Below are 19926 nucleotides of genomic sequence, written 5' to 3' on the forward strand. Positions count from 1 at the left end.
GTCGGGATCAGTCCCCGCCGATGCGCTTGAGGGCCAGATCGGCGGCGAATTGGATGTAGGGCTCGTCCGCGAAGCGCGACTTCAGGTCCTTCAGCGCCAGCGTAGCGCGCTCGGATCCGACCTCGCCGAGCAGATCGACCGCCGTGGCGCAGACGTTGACATGCGCGTCCTCTGTGATGACCCGGATCAGCCAGTCCTCGACGCGCGGATGGCGCAGCGACTCCAGCACGTCGACGGCGAAGATGCGCACGTCCGGATCCGGATCCTCCAGCAATTGGCCCATCAGGGGGGCGACCTCGTCGGGGAGCTGCTTCATCGCCTCGATGGCGGCGTTGCGCAGCATGGCGTCCTCGCTGCGCAGACAGTCGGTCAGTCCGGCGACCGCGATCTCGTCGCCCAGGCGCGTCAGACTGGTCAGGATCACCTGGGTGACGCTCGGCTCGGTCTCGACGCGCAGACGCTCAACCAATCCCCCGGAGGCATCCGCGTGCTCGGCCAGGTCGCGCGCAGCCCAGCGTCGCGCCATGGGGTCGGGGTCGCCCAGGGCGGCCAGCAGGCCCGGCAGATCCCTGGACTGGCGGCGCTCGTCGCTGCTGCTGGCGGATGTCTGCTGTGGTTTTTTCAGTCCCATGCGCGCGATCTCCTGCGGTGCTCGGTTGCGGCCGGCTGGCCGTCCTTCTCGGCGATCGGGCTCAGCCCCCGCATGGCGGCTCGTACCGGCCCTGCCGGACGCGATCGCGTCCGGCCGATGCCGGGCCGCTTCCCGCCGGCCGGCGCGCGCGCCACAGCGATGCGGCACCGCGCGGCCCAGCAGGGGCCTGATCGGGAGATCCGCGCTCGGTCTTCTCGAGACGGGCGCGCGCGATCAGCCACCAGCTGTCGGCTTCGAGGTGGGTCGAGGGATCTTTCTTGGACATGGCGCTGCTCCACATGCTGGAGCGGAAGAGCCGCTCCGGTACTGGGTGTCGGGGGTCGGATGCGGTCGCGGATGCCGCCCTCATCGCTCGGCCCAGATCTGGATCTGATCCGCGATCCGCTCGGCCGGCATGACGAGGCTCGCCCCGCCGCGCTGGATGAGTTCCGCGGGCATGCCGAAGACGACGGCGGTCTCCTCGGACTCCGCGATGGTGCGCGCGCCCAGACGCTTCAACTCGGTGAAGGCCGCGGCGCCGTCGTGACCCATCCCGGTGAGCATCACGGCGATGACATTGGCCGGGTCGCAGTGCTCGATGGCCGAACGTCCCAGCAGTTCGACCGAGGGATGCCAGAGATGGCTCGGATCCTCGGGGCGTATCAGCGCCGTCAGCCGGCCGCCGCGCCGCGCGATCAGCATGTCAGCGCCGCCCCGGCCGATGTAGATGTTGCCCGGTTCGAGCGGGGTCGGGCGGCTGACCTCCGACACCGAGAGCCGGCAGAGGGTGTCCATGCGCTCCGCGAAGGGCCGGGTGAAGCTGGTCGGCATGTGCTGGGCCACCAGCACCGGCCAGGGGAAATCCGCCGCCAGTCTGGGCAGGATATCCTCCAGGGTGCGCGGTCCGCCGGTCGAGACACCGATGAGCACCAGTCCGTCGCCGCGCGTGCCGGAGCGGCGGATGGGCTTCTCGTCCCGTTCCGGGCGCTGGGGCCGAGCCGCTCGGCTTGGTGCGTCGCTGCGGATACGCGTTGCCAGTCCGCGTGCCGTGCGGATCCGGGCGCGTGCCGCCGCGCGCACCTTGGCGATGACCTCGGACTCGATCTGCACCATCGTCAGGGAGATGGTGCCGTCCGGCTTGGGGATATAGTCCACGGCGCCCAGATTGAGCGCCTCCAGGGTCGCCAAGGCCCCCTTCTCGGTGAGCGAGGACACCATCACCACCGGGACGGGACGCTCCGCCATCAGCAGCGACAGGGCGGTGAGTCCGTCCATCTCCGGCATGTTGATGTCGAGCGTGATGACGTCCGGCTCGAAGTCGGCGTTCTCCTCCACCGCCTCGCGTCCGTTGCGCGCGAGGCGGATCTCGAAATCGCCCTCGGCCTGGAAGATGGCGTTGAGCTGGCGGCGCATCAGGGCCGAATCGTCGACGATCAGCAGCTTGATCAAGGTTCCTCCCGTTCGGACGGCCGGCGATCAGGGCAGAACCTTGCCCAGCGATTCCAGGTCCTTGCGCTGATCCTTGGCGATGAGACGCGACGGATCGATGAGCTGGATCATGCGGCCGTGCCGCTCCAGGTTGGCGACCCGGGCGATCAGCTCCGCCTGTTCGGGCGAGAGCTGCGGCGCCGGTTCGATGGTGCTGCGCGGGATCTTGAGCACCTCGGCCACCGAGTCGACGATGAACCCGGTGCGCACCCCGTCGAGCAGGAACACCATGATGCGCTGGCGGTCGTTGTGCTCGACCGGCGGGAGGCCGAGCCGGCGGCGCTGATCGACCACCGGAAGGACCGAGCCGCGCAGGTTGATGACGCCCTCGACGAAGCTCGGCGCCTTGGGCACCCGGGTCAGCTCCTCGGGGACGCGCACGATCTCCTGGACGCTCTCGATCGGCACCCCGAACTCCTCCTTGTCGAGCCGGAACACCACCAGCTGCTCCTCGTCGTCGTCTTCCTCGTCGCCCGTCAATTCCTCGTCCAGTCCCAGTTTCTCCTGCATGTCCTCCACGCTCGTCAGCGCCTCCCGTATGGATGAATCGCGAAAGAGATTGTCGGTCGAGAGGATCGACACCAGGCGGCGTCCCTCGTCGAGCTGGCAGATCTCGCCGATGTCCGAGAGATCGCCGTGGCGCGCCAGCAGCTTGGGCATGGCCTCGACCGCCGACTTGGGCACCCGCAGCACCTCGTTGACGCAGTCCATCGCCAGACCCACGGCGATCTCGCCCAGCTGCACCACCAGGATGCGGCTGCGCTCGTCGGCGTCGCGCGCCGGCAGGCCGAAGAGACAGCGCAGCGACACCAGCGGCAGCAGACGGTTGCGCAGCGTCATGAGCCCCAGCACGTGCATCTCGGCGCGCGGGACCTGGACCACCTGATCCGGGAACTGGACGATCTCCTGGACGCTCTCGATGGGGATGGCGTATTCCTGCTCGGCGACCTCGAAGCTGACCAGCTGCAGCTCGTCGCTGGACTCGTCCTCGTCGTCGTCCTCCTGGGCGTCGATCCCCGACAGGGCGGCCGCGCTGGGGCGCGCCAGGGTGGCGATGGCGGCGAACTCGGTGTCGATCAGACGCTCGAAGTCGAGCACCATCACCATCGGAAAACCGCCGACGTCCTTGAGCATACCCGACAGCAGATCGCTCTTGACCGTCGCCTTGAGGGCGTCGACCGCCTCGATGCGCGACGGCTCGACCCCGATCACGCTGCTGACGCGGTCGACGACGAAGCCGAGCGGCTGGCCGAGGTCGATCACCAGCGCCCGGGTGGCGTCGTCGTCCTCGCGTTCGTCGAAGCCGAACAGACGGCGCAGGCTGATGATGGGCAGCACCTTGCCGCGCAGATTGGCCAGTCCTTCGAGGGTCGGCGGCGCCAGCGGCACCCGCACCACCTCCGGCACCCGGATGATCTCCTGGACCGGCGCCATGTCGACCGCGAACACCTCGCTGCCGCAGACGAAGATCACGAACTGACGGATATCGCTGTCCTGCTCCGTCACGGCATCCTCGACGCCGACCGCGTTCGTCGGCCGCGAGGCTTCGACCTCTGTATTGGTCATGAGTGTCTCCCGCGCAAGGGCGATGGGTCTCAGGCGCTCTGCAGTTCGTCGGCGAGCGAGGCGATCTCCTCGATCGCCGCCGCCAGTTCCTCGGCGCCCTGAGACTGCTGCTTCGCCGCCGTGGCGGCCTCGTTCGAGGCCTGTTCCGCCTCCTGCGCGGCGGAGGCGATCTGATCGACCCCGGTCTTGACCTGGGCGATGGCGGAGGCGATCTCGCCGGCCGCCGCCTCGATATCGGCGGTGCTCTTGCCCACGTCGCCGATATCGCTCTCGATGGTCTCCAGACCGCTGGTGATCGACTTGGCCTTCTCGGCCTCGGTGATGGCGGCGGAGATGATCTCCTCGAGATCGCGCCAGACCACGCCGATCTGGTCCTGGACCGCCTTCACCAGATCCTTGATGCGGTCGGCGTTCTCGGCCGAGTCGTGGGCCAGGTTGCGGATGTCGGTCGCCACCACCACGAAGCCCTTGCCGAACTCGCCGGCGCGCGCCGCCTCGATCGAGCCGTTGACGGCCAGCATGTTGGTCTGGATGGAGACGGTGGTGATGGCGTCGACGATCTTGTCGATGCGCCGCGAGACCAGCTCCAGGTCCTTGATCTGCTTGAGGCTGGAGCGCGAGGAGTCGACGGAGTCCGAGACCCCCCGGATAAGCCCGTCGACGCTCGTCTTGTTGGTCGTCATCAGATCGCTGATCGCGGCCACCTTCTCCTTCGAGAGTTGCGCCCGCTGCAGGGCGATCTCCAGCCCCTTCTCGATCTGCGAGATGGCCGCCGCCGACTCCTCGGTGGAGGACGCCTGAACCTGGGCGCTCTTGCGGATCTGCTCGATGGCCGCCATCACCTGCGTGGACGAGCGGTTGATCTCCTGCACGGCGGAGGAGAGCTCCTCGGCCGCCGAGGCCACCTCCTCGGCGCTCTTGGCGATGTCGGTCGAATTCTTGAGGTCCTCGGCCAGCTCGGAGAGGTTCTGCGCGGCCTGCTCGCACTCGGCCAGGGCCTGGGTCTGCTCGGCCACCGTCTTGGCCGACTCCTCGGCCGCGGCGGACTGCTCCTCGGCGGCGGCGGCGATCTCCTCTGTACCCTTGAGCGCCTGGCCTGCGGCCGTGTTGGACTGCTGGGCGCCGCCCGCGATCTCCTGGATGCCGGACGTCACCTCGATGGCGTCGACCCGGATCTGCTCCAGCTGGACATTGATGGTCCTGCCGTTCTCGACCTCGGTCTGGACCTTGGTCGCCGAGTCGTTGATGCCGTCCGAGATGGTCTTGACCTCGGTCTGGATCTGGCCGACCAGATCCTGGATCTGCTTGGCGCTCTTCTCGGAGGTCTCGGCGAGGGTGCGGACCTCGTCCGCCACCACCGCGAATCCCTTGCCGTGCTTGCCGGCGCGCGCCGCCTCGATCGCCGCGTTCAGCGCCAGCAGATTGGTCTGGTCGGCGATGCGCGCGACCGCCTTGACGATGTCGCCGATGTTGGCCGCCTGCTGCTCCAGCTCCGCCACCATCTTGACCGAGTCGGCCTGGCGCTGCGCCGCCACGCCGACATTGGTGATCATCCCCTCCACGTCGCCGCTGACCTTGGCGATCAGCCCCTGCGATGCCTCCACCTTGGACTGGGCGAGCTTGGCGCTTTCGAGCTGGCGGTCGAGCGCGCTGCCGACCAGCTTGAAGGCGGCCAACGACTCCTGTGCCGCTCCGGACGCCTCCTCCGCACCGGTCGCGATCTGATCGGCGGCGCGTTTGAGCTCCTCCGCCGCCGAGGCGGCCTCGTTGATCCCCGACGAGAGCTGGGCGGTCGCCGAGGCCACCCGCTCCGCAGCCTGCTGCTGCTTCGCCAGCGTGCGCGCCCGCTTGCGCTGCGCCTCGGCCTCGCGCGCCGCCGCGGCATTCGAGCGCACCTCAGCGGTCGTGCCCGAGGTGGAGGTGGAGGGTTTCTTGACGAGTGCCATGGCGATGTCCTGCGCTATAGGGTGGAGGAATGCCCGGTCGGGGGCTGGTATCGCGGCATGCTGGGGGCCGCCGTCCATACTGGACCAATGATCCGACCCTTGGCTCGGATCCATTGTGAGCCTGTTCTCTTTCGTGTGGCCGGTTCGAGCGATGTTGGACCGGACTGTGATCCTCGTCACGAACCCATGCAAGATCGAGAGATCGATCGAGGGCGGAACGGTCATGCACCAATATAGCCGGCCGAACTCGATTCGCGGGTCTTGTGCCGAATGTGAACGGGGTCGTCCGGAGCGGCCGGGACGGCGTCATCGCGAGGTCAGGGCGGCCGTCAGGCCGTCCGGATCCTCGACGCTCACCATCAGCTCGCGGAGACGCACCGGCACCCCCATGACATGGCCGCGCTGGGCGGGCTGCAAGCCGAGCGACAGGATGCCCCGGTCCGATCCGTTCACCAGCCAGCGGCCGGCGAGTCCGTGTACGCCCCGGCTCAGGGTCCGAGTGCGCAGGGGGTTTACGCGGGCGATCGCGGTCCTCGGAAAACGGGAGCCGAAGGCCCAGCCCATGCGCACCTCCACCCGATCCTCGGTCACCTCCACATAGGACGCCGAGGGCGGCAGCAGGAGAAGCCTCGAAAGAATCTCGTACCAGCTGTCGAACCGAATCTCGAACCTTTGTCGTTTCATCTCGGGGACCTCTCCTGTCGTCTGTCGCGATTCATGGCTTCATGATATTCCGCCGAGTGGAGCGTCTGCGCCTCTATTGCTCTCCGGACCCACAGGATTGCAATGACCGCCAGGCAGGCCAGCCCGATGGCCGCCGGGAAGAGGACCGTCGCGACCGAATGACGTTCGAGCGCCAGCACGACCAGCCCGTTGCGAGCCGCCATCAGGACGAAGAAGGCGATGGATTCGCTCCTCGGCTGCCGATAGGCCTTGCGGATCGTCGGACCGAAGCCGAGCAGGTCGACGCCGGTCAGCACCGCCACCGCCCACAGCGGATCCGAGGTCGCGTACCAGAGCGGAAGCGACGAGAGCGCGGCGAGCAGGAAGGCCCAGTCGGCACCGACGATGGAGACGTCCCCGCGCCGGATCCAGGCCAGCCCCGCGATCAGCAGCGTGAAGAGTCCGGAGACGCCGATCGGCCAGGCGCCGACCCCTCCCTCCGCCGCGATCTGGGCGATGAAGACCACGCAGGTCGTCAGGCCCCAGATGAACCAGGAGAAGAGGTGCGGTCTCACACGCCCCCGCAGGATCCCGCGCAGATAGGGCAGGAAGGCCAGACAGGTGAGCGCGATCGCCGCCGCGCTCAGGGCTTCGCGAATGGGCTGGTCGATGGCTGGCAGCATCTACGAGGGGCTGTCGGGCATGGCGTCTCGGCTGAGATTCACAGCGCATGGAGATGCACAGTATATTGAGTCGGCGAGAGACCGGGACTCGATCAGGGCTCAGGTGACTCGAATCGGAACCACATCGCCCCATCGGGAACAGTGAATGCCTCATGGCAGAGAAGAAACGTACCACCAAGACCGCCCGCAACGGCGGTGACCTCGGCTTCGAGGCCGAGCTGTTCAAGGCCGCCGACAAGCTGCGCGGCAACATGGAGCCCTCGGACTACAAGCACGTCGCCCTGGGGCTGATCTTCCTCAAGCACATCTCCGACAGCTTCGAGGCCAAGCGCGCCGAGCTGCTGGAGGACTACCCCGAGGGCGCCGAGGACCCCGACGAGTACCGCGCCGAGAACGTCTTCTGGGTGCCCAAGGCGGCGCGCTGGTCTCATCTCAAGGACACCGCCAAACAGCCCGGCATCGGCAGGCGCATCGACGAGGCCATGCTCGCCATCGAGAAGGTCAACGCCAGCCTCAAGGGCGTGCTGCCCAAGGAATACGCGCGCCCCGCGCTCGACCCCGTGATGCTCGGCGAGCTGATCGACCTCATCTCGGGGATCGCGCTCGGCGAGGGCCAGGATCGTGCGCGCGATGTGCTGGGCCGGGTCTACGAATACTTCCTCGGCCAGTTCGCCGGGTCCGAGGGTAAGCGCGGCGGCGAGTTCTACACCCCGCGTTCGGTGGTGCGGGTGCTGGTCGAGATGCTCGAACCCTTCCCGGACCCCAAGCGCCACCTCAAGGGCCGCGTCTACGACCCCTGCTGCGGCTCGGGCGGGATGTTCGTGCAGGCCGAGCGCTTCCTGGAGACCCACGGCGGGCGCGTCGGCGAGCTGGCGATCTACGGGCAGGAGTCCAACTACACCACCTGGCGGCTGGCCAAGATGAACCTGGCGGTGCGCGGCATCGACGCCGACATCCGCTGGAACTCCGAGGGCAGCTTTCGCAAGGACGAGCTGCCGGACCTGCGCGCCGACTTCATCCTCGCCAATCCGCCCTTCAATGTCTCCGACTGGGGCGGCGACAAGCTGCGCGAGGACGCCCGCTGGGTCTACGGTGCCCCGCCGGTCGGCAACGCCAACTTTGCCTGGCTGCAGCACATCCTCCACCACCTGAGCCCCAACGGCACCGCCGGCGTGGTGCTGGCCAACGGCTCCATGTCGTCGAGCCAGTCCGGCGAGGGCGACATCCGCAAGGCGATGGTCGAGGCTGACGTGGTCGACTGCATGATCGCCCTGCCGGGGCAATTGTTCTATTCGACCCAGATCCCCGCCTGTCTCTGGTTCCTGGCCAAGAACAAGGCCAACGGCGGACTGCGCGACCGGCGCGGCCAGGTCCTCTTCATCGACGCCCGCAAGCTCGGGCACCTGGTCGACCGCACCCGGCGCGAGCTCTCCGACGAGGACATCGCCACCATCAGTCGGACCTACCACGCCTGGCGCGGCGAGCCCGACCGGGTAGGTCACGTAGGTCTCGTAGGTCGGGTTAGCCCCCTAGGGCGTAACCCGACAAACGCCGCAGACCCAGCCGCCGCCGATGTCGGATTACGCTGCGCTAATCCGACCTACGGGGAGGATGGCGGTTACGCCGACATCCCCGGCTTCTGCAAGTCGGCGACGCTGGAGGAGATCCGAGGCCACAGCCACGTCCTCACACCCGGGCGCTATGTCGGTGCGGCTGCGGTGGAAGAGGACGAGGTGCCGTTCGAGGAGCGGTTCGCGGCGTTGCGCGAGAAGCTGGAGAAGCAGTTGGCCGAGGGGGAGGAGCTGGGGGTGGTGATTCGGGAGAAGTTGGCGGGAGTGGTTGTCGATGGGTGAGTGGCGTCAACTCACCTTAGATCAAGCTGGTATTAGCCTGATTGATTGCGTCCATAAGACACCAGCAGCCGTTGAAGCTGGAATGCCATATGTCGCGATCCCCGAAATGCGGGGTGGCGAAATCGATTTGTCGGGTGCTAGGAAGATCAGTAAGGATGACTTCGTCGAGTGGACTCGAAAGGCAAACCCAGAACCTTATGACGTCGTTCTCTCGCGGCGGTGTAACCCTGGAGAGACTGCGTTTGTCCGTCCAGGCATGACGTTTGCCTTAGGACAAAATCTCGTCCTGTTGCGCGCAGACGGAACCTGTATTCATCGGCCATTTCTGCGTTGGCTTGTTCGCACGCCAGAATGGTGGAATGAGATCGAGCGGTATAGGAATGTCGGAGCTGTTTTCGACAGCCTCCGCTGCGCAGACGTCCCCAATTTTCGACTTTCGATTCCGCCGCTTGAGGAGCAAAGATACATTTCTTCTCTCCTCGGCGCCCTCGACGACAAAATTGAGCTGAACCGCCAGACGAACGCGACTTTGGAGGCGATGGCGCGGGCGCTGTTCAAGGACTGGTTCGTGGATTTCGGCCCCACGCGCGCCAAGGCCGAGGGCCGCGCGCCCTATCTCGCCCCGCACCTCTGGGACCTCTTCCCCGATGCCCTCGATGCCCTCGATGATGAGGACAAGCCGGTGGGGTGGACCACCGAGCCGCTGTTGGACCATGCGCGCCTGATCTCTGGTGGCACTCCCAAAACCGACATTACCGCCTACTGGAACGGATCGATCGCTTGGGCCAGTGCCAAGGACGTTAGTCAGTGTTCTGACGCATTCTTAATCGAAACCGAGCGAAGCATTACCCCTCGGGGCCTCGAAGAAAGCTCGACTCGGTTGATACCGAAAGGTGCAACCGTTGTTGTAGCGCGCGGTGCCACGACAGGTCGCTATTGCCTGTTCGGCGCCGAGATGGCGATGAATCAGACTTGCTATGCGTTGACTTCACTGAAACAGCGGCCTTTTTGGTTGAATTGTGCGTTTGGTTTCCTGGTCCAAGAGCTTGTCCATTCTGCTCACGGCTCTGTGTTTGACACCATTACCACCAAGACAGTCCAGCAAGCATGGGTGACTATTTCCAAGCAAGAGTTGATCTTCAGCTTTGAAGAGACTGTCACTCCTCTGTTCACTAGGATTCACTCTAACCTAGAGGAATCCCGCACCCTTGCCCAAACCCGCGATCTCCTCCTCCCCAAGCTGATGTCCGGCGAGATCCGTCTGCGCGAGGCGGAGCAGATCGCTGAGGCGGTGCTGTGACGATTCCGAATCTCCGCGTCCTCCAGGGACTCGACGCCGACCTGCGCACGGCGCTGCTGGCTCAGATCCGCGATCTCTGGACGCATGGTTCGACCGCCATCGAGGGCAACACCCTGACCCTCGGCGAGACCAAGTTCGTGATCGAGGAGGGACTGACGGTCTCCGGCAAGCCGCTGAAGGATCACCAGGAGGTCATGGGCCACGCACGTGCCATCGAGTTGATCTACGCCTGGATGGACGAGGATCTGACGACCGAGCGATTGTTCGACCTGCATCGCGCGGTCCAGACCGAGGTGACCCTGGACATCCTCAAGCCCTTCGGCGCCTGGAAACGCGAGCCGAACGGCACCTATGCCGTCACGGCGGATGGCCGCCAGACCTTCATCGAGTACGCCGCGCCCGATCAGGTCCCGGCGCTGATGGAGGAATGGCTCGCCGAACTGACACGGCTTGCGAGCCGCGACCTGAGCCAGCAGGAGGCCATCGACGCCTATGCCCATCTACACCTGGGCTTCGTGCACATTCACCCCTTCTGGGATGGTAACGGCCGGCTGGCGCGACTGCTCGCCAACGTGCCCGTGCTGCGCGCAGGCCATCTTCCGGTGGTGATCGATGTCAGGGACCGCCGGACCTATCTCTCCACGCTGGCGGAATACGAGCTGGCTGCGGGTGTGCTGACGCCGACCACGGGTGTTTGGCCGCGCCCAGAATTGGAGGCGGACTTCCGATCCTTCTGCCTCGGGGCTTACGACTCGATCCTCGCGCTGGTCGAGCAAGCGCGGGCGCAACAGTTCCGTAGGTCGGGTTAGCGCAGCGTAACCCGACGCAACCCAGGCGAGATCGACGACATGCGTTATCGGCGCGCCTTCATTCCGGGTGGCACCTTCTTCTTCACGCTGGTGACCGAGCAGCGTCGCCCGTTGCTCGCAGAACAGCCTGCCATCGATTGCTTGCGCGAGGCATTTCGCGCCGTCAAGACCAAGCGGCCTTTTCAGATCGACGCGATCGTCATCCTGCCGGATCATCTGCATTGCGTTTGGACACTCCCGGAAGGAGATACCGATTTCGCCGTCCGCTGGCGTCTGGTCAAGAGCTGGTGCACCAAGCATTGGCCCGTGCCTTTGCCACAGGCCCCGACTGAGGCGCGCCGGAACCGGGGGGAAGGGGGCTGTGGCAGCGGCGGTATTGGGAGCATGTCATTCGTGACGACCTGGACCTGGGACGGCATTTCGATTACGTGCATTTCAACCCGGTGAAGCACGGCTATGTCAGCCGGCCCGCTGACTGGCCTTATTCGAGTTTTCGACGGGCCGTCGAGTCGGGCTTGTATACGTTGGATTGGGCGGGCGCCGATGAGGATTTCGATGACATTGGGCACGAGTGAGAAGTGCCCCTGGCGCTGGGAGTGTCGGGTTACGCTGCGCTAACCCGACCTACAGCCGGGAGTGTCGGGTTATTCTGCGCTAACCCGACCTACAGTGGAGTGCGGACAGGAGCGACGGATGAGCTTTATCACGGAAGCCGAGATCGAGGCGATGCTGCTGGAGCAGCTGGCGGGGTTGGGGTACGACAGCACCACCGATGCGGTGATCGGTCCGGACGGGAGCGCATCCGAGCGCGAGGCATTCTCGGAGGTGCTGCTGCTGGGGCGCCTGGAGGCGGCCATCGCGCGGCTCAACCCGGACATACCCGAGGAGGCCAGGGCGGACGCCCTCAAGCAGGTGGTCGCCACCGCCTCGCCGTCGCTCATCGAGGAGAACCGGCGCCTGCACCGGCTGATGGTCGAGGGTGTACCGGTCGAGTTCTATACCCAGGACGGCAGCCTGCGCGGCGACAGTGTCCGCCTGATCGACTTCGCCGACCCGGACGCCAACGATTGGCTCGCCGTCGGTCAGCTCACCGTGGTCGAGAACGGCATCAAACGCCGGCCCGACGTGGTGCTCTTCCTCAATGGCCTCCCGGTCGCGGTCTTCGAGCTCAAGAATCCGGGCGGGGAGCAGGCGACGCTCACGGGTGCCTTCAACCAACTGCAGACCTACAAGGCGCAGATTCCCTCCCTGTTTCGCACCAATGCCGCCCTGGTGATCTCCGACGGGCTGAATGCCCGCATCGGCTCGCTCACGGCCAACGCGGAGCGCTTCATGCCCTGGCGGACCGTCGACGGACGCACCATCGAGCCGAAGGGCCGTGCCGAGCAGGCGGTGCTGGTGGAGGGCGTCTTCGAGCGAGCCCGCTTTCTCGCCCTGCTGCGCGACTTCACCGTTTTCGGCAACGGTGGCAACGGGATCTTCAAGATCCTGGCCGGTTATCACCAGTTCCACGCGGTGCGCCGCGCGATGCTGTCCACCTTGAGGGCCATTGCTGCGCGCGAGGGCGGCGCGACCGAGGCCGCCGACGCGCTGCGCGAGGACCCCGAGGATTACGGCCTGCCGAGCGTCCGGGACTATCGCCTCGGCGATCGGCGGATCGGCGTCATCTGGCATACCCAGGGCTCGGGCAAGAGCCTGCTGATGGCCTTCTATGCCGGCCAGCTGGTGCGCAGCCCGGAGCTGGCTAACCCGACCATCCTGGTCATCACCGACCGCAACGACCTCGACGATCAGCTGTTCGGCACCTTCGCCATGTGCGCCGACCTGATCCGCCAGACGCCGATCCAGATCGAGGACCGCGAGCATCTGCGCACCGCCCTCGACCGTGCCTCTGGCGGTGTCATCTTCACCACCATGCAGAAGTTCGCACCGCCAACGGGCGAGACGGCCTACCCGTTGCTGACCGATCGGCGCAACGTGGTGGTCATCGCCGACGAGGCTCACCGCAGCCAGTACGGCTTCAAGGCGAAGGTGGACCGCAAGACCGGTGAGATCAGCTACGGCTTCGCCAAGTACCTGCGCGATGCCCTGCCCAATGCCTCTTTCATTGGCTTCACGGGCACGCCGATCGATCAAGCCGACGTCAATACCCGTCAGGTCTTCGGTGACTACATCGATGTCTATGACATCAGCCGCGCGGTCGAGGACGGCGCTACGGTGACGATCTACTACGAGAGCCGACTCGCCCGGATCGAGCTGCCGGAGAACGCGAAGCCGACCATCGACGACGAGATCGCCGACCTCACGGAAGACGAGGCCGAGAGCGAGCAGGAGCGGATCAAGCGCAAGTGGTCGACGGTCGAGGCCCTGGTCGGCGCCGAGCAGCGGCTGGCGATGGTGGCCGAGGATCTGGTCCAGCACTTCGAGGATCGGGTCGCGGCCCTCGACGGCAAGGCGATGGTGGTCTGCATGAGCCGCCGGATCTGCGTTGCCCTCTATGACGCCATCGTCGCCCAGCGCCCGGACTGGCACTCGGACGAGGACGGCGCGGGGCGGATCAAGGTCGTCATGACCGGCTCGGCCGCCGATCCCCAGGCGTGGCAACCGCACATCGGCACCAAGACGCGGCGCGACCTGCTCGCCAAGCGCGCCAAGGATCCGAGCGACCCGCTGCAGCTGGTAATCGTGCGGGATATGTGGCTGACCGGCTTCGACGCCCCCTCCATGCACACCATGTACGTCGACAAGCCGATGCGCGGGCATGGGCTAATGCAGGCCATCGCGCGTGTAAACCGTGTCTTCCGCGACAAGCCCGCGGGGCTGGTGGTCGATTACATCGGCATCGCCCAGAACCTCAAGCGGGCGCTGGCCGAGTATTCCGCTGCGGACCAGGGGCAGACCGGCATCGACGAGGCCGAGGCGGTTGCCGTGCTGCAGGAGAAGTATGAGGTGGTGGCCGCCATGTTCCACGGCTTCGACTTCCAGCGCGGACTTATGGGGTCGCCGCAGGAACGCCTCGCGATCATGGCCGAGGCCATCGAGTGGATCCTCCAGCGTCAGCACGAGGCGGCCGAGCGCGAGAAGACGCCCGAAGACAAGAAGCGCGCCCACCGGCGCTTTCAGGATGCCACCCTGGCCCTCTCCAATGCCTTCGCCCTGGCCGGCGCGAGCGACTACGCACGCGAGATCCGCGACGCCGTGGGCTTCTTCCAGACCATCCGCGCGGCCCTGGTCAAGACCGGGGTGGGCGCGGGCAAGTCGTCGGCCGAGCGCGACGCGGCCATCGCCCAGATCATCGACCGTTCCCTGGTCTCGACCGAGATCGTCGACATCCTCGCGGCGGCCGGCCTGAACACGCCCGACATCTCCATCCTCTCCGACGACTTCCTCGCCGAGCTCGCCCAGATGGAGAAGAAGAATCTGGCCCTCGAGGCCCTGCGCAAGCTGCTGAACGACGAGGTGCGCTCACGGACCAAGACCAACGTCGTCCAGGGCAAGCAGTTCTCCGAGCGGCTGGAGGATGCCATCGCCCGCTATCACACCAACGCCATCACTACCGTCGAGATCCTGCAAGAGCTGATTGCGTTGGCCAAGGACATCCGAGCCGCCCGTGCTCGCGGCGAGGCTGAGGGGCTGTCGGAGGACGAGATCGCCTTCTACGACGCCCTCGCCGAGAACCAGAGCGCGGTCGAGGTGATGGGCGACGACCATCTCAAGGTGATTGCCCACGAACTGCTGACCGGGCTGCAGGGCAACGTCACCGTCGACTGGGCGCGCCGCGAGAGTGCGCGGGCGCGGATGCGGGTGCTGGTGAAGCGGATTCTGCGTAAGTACGGATATCCACCGGATCTGCAGGATGCGGCAGTGCAGACGGTGTTGGCTCAGGCCGAGGCGCTGTCGGCGAGCTGGACGCTTTGACGCCGCCGTTCCTCGTGCCCGATCCGGTCCTTCAGGATCGCCTCTTGCGCGGCTTCCTCGGCTTGGGCTCCGGCAGCTCCCGGCCGGTCGCCGCGACCAGCTCGGCCAGTGCGTCGGCGTCGTCGATCAGTTCGGTGACCATGAAGTGCGGCTTGGCGCCGGGGTAGGGCGGGGCCTCCCGGGGCGTCTCCAGGATCGTCCGTCCGGCGGCCGTCGGCTTGAGGTACAGCTGGTTGTCGCAGACCAGGGCGACGACCTTGTCGGCATGATAGAGGGCGTATTCGCCGAACATCTTGCGGAATGAGACGTCTCCGGCGGACTGCATCTGGTCGCAGACGTATTGCACGAAGCTCTGGTCGGATGCCATGTCGGCGGTCCTCTCGCGTGAGAAAGGGGCGGTTCAGCCCTGATTCGGATGGTCCCCGCACCTTGTCGGGCCGCGCGTCGGAGCGGTGCTTGGAGGCGCGGGACGGATGGGTCCATTATGGCGGCTGTCCCGTCTTCTTTGGGTGTATGAGACGCGGGTTTCCGGCTGTATCCTGCATCGATCGATCAGGCCCGTGACTCGGCCTGGGTTTCCGGCATTGGGGGATGTCGCCCTTGTCGTCTCGCAACCTCGTTCTGGCCTCCAGCCTGCTGCTGTTCGGCGTCTTCGCGGCGATCGCGCTTCTGGTCGGCGATCTGGCCGAGCGGCGTCTGCGGTCCGATCTCGATCGCGAGGCGGCGCGTCTTCGGACCGCCTTCGAGGTGATGCAGATCGAGCTCGAGCACTGTGTGCTCTCGATCACCGATCTGCTCGCCTCCGATACCGAGGTTCGGGGTCTGTTCGCGGATGGCGCGGCCGCCGTGCGTGCCGAGGGCGGCGGGGGCGGTCGCGAGGCGGCGCGGATCCGCTCCGCCCTGGAGGGGCGGCTCGCACCGCAATGGGAGAGGATGCGCGAGGAGATCGATCTGCGCCAGATCCATTTCCATCTGAGTCCGGACGGGACCTCGTTTCTGCGCATGAACGCGCCCGGGCGGTTCGGGGATTCGCTGAGCGGGTTTCGTCCCCTGGTCGCGGACGTGCAGGCCGATGGCCGGCGGCGCGCCGGGTTCGAGATCGGGCCTACCTTCGCCGGTATCCGAGGCGCCGTTCCGGTGATGGCGCCGGGTGGAGATACGCTGGTCGGCACCCTCGAGGCCGGCGTCGGATTCGCGGGCCATCTCGCGCGTCTGAGCGCTCATACGGGTGTCGGCTATGGCGTGCTTCTGACTCGCGAGGCCGTGAAGGATGCGCGTTTCGGCGGACCTTCCGCGTCCGGTCGGCTCGGCCCCGAGGGCGAGCTTCTGGTCGCGACCTCGCGCGAGGAGCTGGGGCTCTGGCTGGACCGCTCGCGCTTGCCGCCCTATGACGGGGGCGATCGGACTGCCTGGCTCCACTGGGACGGCCGGATCTATCAGCTGATGCGCTTTCCGCTGCGTCGGTATTCGCCGGATCGGGAGCCGCCGGTCGGCTCCGTGGTCGTCTGGCACGACATCGGCGATCGGGTGGCGGCGCTGTCCGCCTTTCGCGCGCGGGTGGGCTGGCTCGGTTTGCTCGCGTATCTGTGCGCGCAGCTGCTGGCGCTGGGCCTGGTCCGGTTCGGTCGGGGCGAGTGGCAGCGGCAGCTCGATGAGCGCACCCGGGAGCTGAGACGCAAGGAGTCGCTGCTGATGGAGCTGGCCACCACGGACTCCCTGACCGGCGTCTTCAATCGGCGACATTTCTTCGAGCAGCTGCGATTGCAGCTCGCCCGTCTGGACCGTCTGGACGAGCGCTGCTCGCTGATGATGCTCGATCTCGATCATTTCAAGCGCATCAACGACGGATACGGCCATGCGGTCGGCGACCGGGTGCTGCAGCGCTTCGCCGGTCACTGCCGCCGGGTGCTGCGTCAGACGGATGTGATCGGCCGGATCGGGGGCGAGGAGTTCGCCGTGCTGCTGCCGGGTCAGGATCTCGAGAGCGCCATGACGGTGGCCGAGCGGCTGCGCACGCTGGTGGCCGAGGATCGGATCGAGACGGATCGGGGATCGGTCGGCGTCACCCTGAGTCTCGGCGTGACGGAGCTGGATGAGGACGACGAGGACCCGGATCGGGTGCTCGGCCGGGCCGACGAGGCGCTCTACGAGGCCAAGGAGTCGGGACGCGATCGCTCGATCGCCTGGAACGCGGATCCATAAAGAAACCCCCGAAGCCCGGGGGTTGGGAGCTTCGGGGGAACATGCCCGGCTTGGGGAGCCGGGTTCCGGGATCTCCATCCAGGGGGGGTGACGGAAGATCCCGATTCGCTCGTCCTTTCAGAGTGTTGAATATAGCCTAAGTTCCCGACCGCGTTAGTGAGCCTCTTCCCAATTGTCGCCGACGCCGATGTCGACGACCAGGGGCACGGCGAGCCGGGCGGCCGACTCCATGGCCGCGCGGATGTGTCTGGCGGTGTCCTCGACGGCGTCTTCGGCGACCTCCAGCACCAGCTCGTCGTGCACCTGCATGATGAGCCGAACCTTCGGCTCCTCGCGCTGGATCCAGTCGTCGACCGCGATCATGGCGCGTTTGATGATGTCGGCGGCCGTGCCCTGCATGGGGGCGTTGATGGCGGTGCGCTCGGCGCCGGCGCGCCGGCCCTGGTTGCTGTGGTCGATCTCGGGGAGATAGAGCCGGCGCCCGAACAGGGTCTCGACGTATTTGTCCTCGCGCGCCTTGGCGCGGGTGCGCTCCATGAAGTCCTTCACGCCCGGATAGCGGTCGAAATAGCGGTCCACGTAGTTCTGGGCCGCCTTGCGCTCGATCCCGAGCTGCTTGGCGAGGCCGAAGGCGGACATGCCGTAGATGAGCCCGAAGTTGACCGCCTTGGCCGAGCGGCGCTGCTCGCCGGTCACCGCCTCGGGATCGAGCCCGAGGATCTCCGCGGCGGTGGCGCGATGGATGTCCTGTCCGCCGGCGAAGGCTGCCAGCAGGCGTGCGTCGCCCGAGAGATGGGCCATGATGCGCAGCTCGATCTGCGAATAGTCGGCGGCCAGCAGTTTGTGTCCCGGCTCGGCGACGAAGGCGCGGCGGATGCGCCGACCCTCCTCGGTGCGGATGGGGATGTTCTGCAGGTTGGGGTCGCTGGAGGAGAGCCGCCCGGTGGCGGCGACCGCCTGGTGGTAGGAGGTGTGCACCCGTCCGGTCTCGGGGTTGAGCATCTGCGGCAGCTTGTCGGTGTAGGTCGACTTGAGCTTGGAGAGTCCTCGATGCTGGAGGATGAGCCGGGGCAGCGCGTGGCCCTGGTCGGCGAGCTGTTCCAGCACGTCCTCCGAGGTGGATGGCGCGCCCTTGGGCGTCTTGGCGATTGGTTCGATGCCCTGCTCGTCGAACAGGATGGCGCCGATCTGCTTGGGCGAGCCCATGTTGAATTTGCGTCCGGCGACCGCGTAGGCCGCGAGTTCCAGCTCGCCGATGCGCCGGGTCAGCTCCCGGCTCTGCTGGGCGAGCAGGTCGCGGTCGATCCGCACCCCGGTGCGCTCGATGCGCGAGAGGATGGGAACCAGGGGCATCTCGATGTCGCGGTAGAGCTCGGCGAGCGATGGCGTGGCCTCAAGGCGGGGCCATAGGGTCCGATGCAGGCTCAGGGTGACGTCCGCGTCCTCGGCGGCATAGTGTCCGGCCTGTTCGAGCGGGATCTGGTCGAAGGTGAGCTGTTTGGCGCCCTTGCCGGCGATGTCCTCGAAGTGGACCGTCTCCCGGTCCAGATATTTCCTCGTCAAGGTGTCCATGTCGTGCCGGCCGATGCTGTCGAGCACGTAGCTCTCCAGCATGGTGTCGTGGGCGATGCCGCGCATGCGGATGCCGTAGCGGGCCAGGACGCTCATGTCGTACTTGAGGTTCTGTCCGACCTTGAGCCGGTTCGGATCCTCCAGCAGCGGCTTGAGCCGGGCCAGGACGGCGTCGCGGTCGAGCTGGTCCGGGGCGCCCATGTAGCCGTGCGCGACCGGGACGTAGGCGGCCTGCCCGGGCTCGACCGAGAAGGAGACCCCGACCAGTTCGGCGACCATGTAGTCGAGCGCGGTGGTCTCGGTGTCGAAGGCGAAGAGCTCGGCCTGTTCCAGACGGGTCGTCCAGGCGTCGAAGGACTCCTGGGTCAGGACCAGATCGTAGTCGCCGTCTTGCCGCTCGCCCGAGCCCGATGCCTCAGGGGCGGCGTCCTCCGCGTTCAGCGTGGCGAGCAGCTTGCGGGACTCGATCCGCTCGTACCAGGTGCGCAGCGTCTCGCGGTCGGGTTCGGCCGGCGCCAGGTCGGTCGGTCTCAGATCGAGCGGGACGTCGCGCTTGATGGTGGCGAGCCGTTTCGAGAGCGGGAGCTGGTCCAGGGCCGCGCGCAGGTTCTCGCCGACCTTGCCCTTGATCCGCTCGGCGTTGGCCATGACGCCGTCCAGGTCGCCATACTCGCCGATCCACTTGGCGGCGGTCTTGGGGCCGCACTTGGGTACGCCGGGCACATTGTCGACGCTGTCGCCCATGAGGCTCAGATAGTCGACGATGCGCTCGGGCGGAACCCCGAACTTCTCGCGTACCCCGTCCGGATCGAGCCGGGTGTCGTTCATGGTGTTGACCAGGGTGACATGCTCGCCGACCAGCTGGGCCATGTCCTTGTCCCCGGTCGAGATGAGGGTCTGGATGCCCTGCTCGGCGGCCTGGGTGGCGAGGGTGCCGATGACGTCGTCGGCCTCGACCTCCGGAACCACCAGCAGCGGCAGGCCCATGGCGCGGATGATGTCCTGCAGCGGCTGGATCTGCTCGCGCAGGTCGTCGGGCATCGGCGGGCGGTGCGCCTTGTACTGGGGGTAGAGGTCGTTGCGGAAGCTCTTGCCGGCGGCGTCGAAGACCACGCCGATGTACTCGGGGTCATGCGCGTCGATCAGCTTGCGCAGCATGTTGAGCACCCCGACCAGGGCGCCCGTGGCCTCGCCCCTGGAGTTGGTCAGCTTGGGCAGCGCGTGATAGGCCCGGAACAGATACCCGGAGGCATCGACCAGGATCAGTGGGTACTGGGTCGCCATGGTGGTTCTCG

At 66.7% G+C, this 19926-nt stretch carries 14 protein-coding genes and 1 pseudogene; 6 read left to right on the plus strand and 9 right to left on the minus strand.

Annotated elements, in window-relative coordinates; genetic code table 11:
• Positions 1 to 7: 7 nt before the first annotated feature.
• The 7 genes from D779_RS15920 to D779_RS15950 form a co-directional block, all read right to left on the minus strand.
• On the minus strand, positions 8 to 631 hold the full coding sequence (locus D779_RS15920; protein WP_043755969.1) for a HEAT repeat domain-containing protein: 624 nt from the start codon (positions 629 to 631) through the stop codon (positions 8 to 10).
• Between the two features lie 61 nt (positions 632 to 692).
• Positions 693 to 917 (minus strand): hypothetical protein, encoded by a 225-nt coding sequence (locus tag D779_RS15925; RefSeq protein ID WP_157726431.1) that lies wholly within the window; start codon positions 915 to 917, stop codon positions 693 to 695.
• Between the two features lie 80 nt (positions 918 to 997).
• Complete coding sequence (cheB, locus tag D779_RS15930; RefSeq protein WP_043755973.1) at positions 998 to 2080, minus strand: chemotaxis-specific protein-glutamate methyltransferase CheB; 1083 nt, start codon at positions 2078 to 2080, stop codon at positions 998 to 1000.
• 27 nt (positions 2081 to 2107) lie between these two features.
• Positions 2108 to 3685 (minus strand): chemotaxis protein CheW, encoded by a 1578-nt coding sequence (locus D779_RS15935; RefSeq protein ID WP_043755974.1) that lies wholly within the window; start codon positions 3683 to 3685, stop codon positions 2108 to 2110.
• Positions 3686 to 3714: 29 nt separating this feature from the next.
• Positions 3715 to 5631: a methyl-accepting chemotaxis protein gene (locus D779_RS15940; RefSeq protein WP_043755975.1), complete on the minus strand. Its 1917-nt coding sequence runs from the start codon at positions 5629 to 5631 to the stop codon at positions 3715 to 3717.
• Between the two features lie 306 nt (positions 5632 to 5937).
• Entirely contained in the window at positions 5938 to 6315 is a 378-nt protein-coding gene (locus tag D779_RS15945; protein ID WP_043755976.1) for a hypothetical protein, read from the minus strand.
• Entirely contained in the window at positions 6312 to 6977 is a 666-nt protein-coding gene (locus tag D779_RS15950) for a hypothetical protein (RefSeq protein ID WP_052348194.1), read from the minus strand. The genes D779_RS15945 and D779_RS15950 overlap by 4 nt, the downstream gene beginning before the upstream one ends.
• 152 nt (positions 6978 to 7129) lie before the next feature.
• Here D779_RS15950 and D779_RS15955 point away from each other — a divergent pair, with 152 nt between their 5' ends.
• The 5 genes and pseudogenes from D779_RS15955 to D779_RS15975 all read left to right on the plus strand — a co-directional run bounded on the left by D779_RS15955 (position 7130) and on the right by D779_RS15975 (position 14857).
• Complete coding sequence (locus D779_RS15955) at positions 7130 to 8830, plus strand: type I restriction-modification system subunit M (RefSeq protein WP_043755978.1); 1701 nt, start codon at positions 7130 to 7132, stop codon at positions 8828 to 8830.
• Entirely contained in the window at positions 8823 to 10130 is a 1308-nt protein-coding gene (locus D779_RS15960; protein WP_043755980.1) for a restriction endonuclease subunit S, read from the plus strand. Before D779_RS15955 ends, D779_RS15960 begins: the two co-directional genes overlap by 8 nt.
• Positions 10127 to 10939: a Fic family protein gene (locus D779_RS15965; RefSeq protein ID WP_043755982.1), complete on the plus strand. Its 813-nt coding sequence runs from the start codon at positions 10127 to 10129 to the stop codon at positions 10937 to 10939. Before D779_RS15960 ends, D779_RS15965 begins: the two co-directional genes overlap by 4 nt.
• 39 nt (positions 10940 to 10978) lie before the next feature.
• Positions 10979 to 11514: pseudogene (locus D779_RS15970) on the plus strand (REP-associated tyrosine transposase).
• 118 nt (positions 11515 to 11632) lie between these two features.
• Complete coding sequence (locus tag D779_RS15975; protein WP_043755984.1) at positions 11633 to 14857, plus strand: type I restriction endonuclease subunit R; 3225 nt, start codon at positions 11633 to 11635, stop codon at positions 14855 to 14857.
• A gap of 31 nt (positions 14858 to 14888) precedes the next feature.
• On the opposite strand, the gene D779_RS15980 is transcribed toward D779_RS15975, so the two are convergent.
• Positions 14889 to 15224, minus strand: coding sequence for a TfoX/Sxy family protein (locus D779_RS15980; RefSeq protein WP_043755986.1), 336 nt, complete (start codon positions 15222 to 15224; stop codon positions 14889 to 14891).
• A gap of 233 nt (positions 15225 to 15457) precedes the next feature.
• On the opposite strand from D779_RS15980, the gene D779_RS21245 reads away from it, so the two are divergent.
• A complete protein-coding gene (locus tag D779_RS21245) occupies positions 15458 to 17059 on the plus strand; it encodes a GGDEF domain-containing protein (RefSeq protein ID WP_198295737.1) in 1602 nt (533 codons plus the stop codon).
• Between the two features lie 153 nt (positions 17060 to 17212).
• Here the strand turns inward: D779_RS21245 and polA are convergent, their stop codons facing one another.
• Positions 17213 to 19915 (minus strand): DNA polymerase I, encoded by a 2703-nt coding sequence (gene polA, locus D779_RS15990; protein WP_043755988.1) that lies wholly within the window; start codon positions 19913 to 19915, stop codon positions 17213 to 17215.
• Positions 19916 to 19926: the final 11 nt, after the last annotated feature.

This window comes from Imhoffiella purpurea (assembly GCF_000585215.1).
In the GTDB taxonomy this organism is placed as follows: Bacteria; Pseudomonadota; Gammaproteobacteria; order Chromatiales; family Chromatiaceae; genus Imhoffiella; species Imhoffiella purpurea.

Bases quoted from the DNA above. Each gene is read 5' to 3' on its own strand.
- D779_RS15920 (WP_043755969.1), bottom strand. From the start codon at position 631: ATGGGACTGAAAAAACCACAGCAGACATCCGCCAGCAGCAGCGACGAG.
- D779_RS15925 (WP_157726431.1), bottom strand. From the start codon at position 917: ATGTCCAAGAAAGATCCCTCGACCCACCTCGAAGCCGACAGCTGGTGG.
- D779_RS15935 (WP_043755974.1), bottom strand. From the start codon at position 3,685: ATGACCAATACAGAGGTCGAAGCCTCGCGGCCGACGAACGCGGTCGGC.
- D779_RS15940 (WP_043755975.1), bottom strand. From the start codon at position 5,631: ATGGCACTCGTCAAGAAACCCTCCACCTCCACCTCGGGCACGACCGCT.
- D779_RS15945 (WP_043755976.1), bottom strand. From the start codon at position 6,315: ATGAAACGACAAAGGTTCGAGATTCGGTTCGACAGCTGGTACGAGATT.
- D779_RS15950 (WP_052348194.1), bottom strand. From the start codon at position 6,977: ATGCTGCCAGCCATCGACCAGCCCATTCGCGAAGCCCTGAGCGCGGCG.
- D779_RS15955 (WP_043755978.1), top strand. From the start codon at position 7,130: ATGGCAGAGAAGAAACGTACCACCAAGACCGCCCGCAACGGCGGTGAC.
- D779_RS15960 (WP_043755980.1), top strand. From the start codon at position 8,823: ATGGGTGAGTGGCGTCAACTCACCTTAGATCAAGCTGGTATTAGCCTG.
- D779_RS15975 (WP_043755984.1), top strand. From the start codon at position 11,633: ATGAGCTTTATCACGGAAGCCGAGATCGAGGCGATGCTGCTGGAGCAG.
- D779_RS15980 (WP_043755986.1), bottom strand. From the start codon at position 15,224: ATGGCATCCGACCAGAGCTTCGTGCAATACGTCTGCGACCAGATGCAG.
- polA (WP_043755988.1), bottom strand. From the start codon at position 19,915: ATGGCGACCCAGTACCCACTGATCCTGGTCGATGCCTCCGGGTATCTG.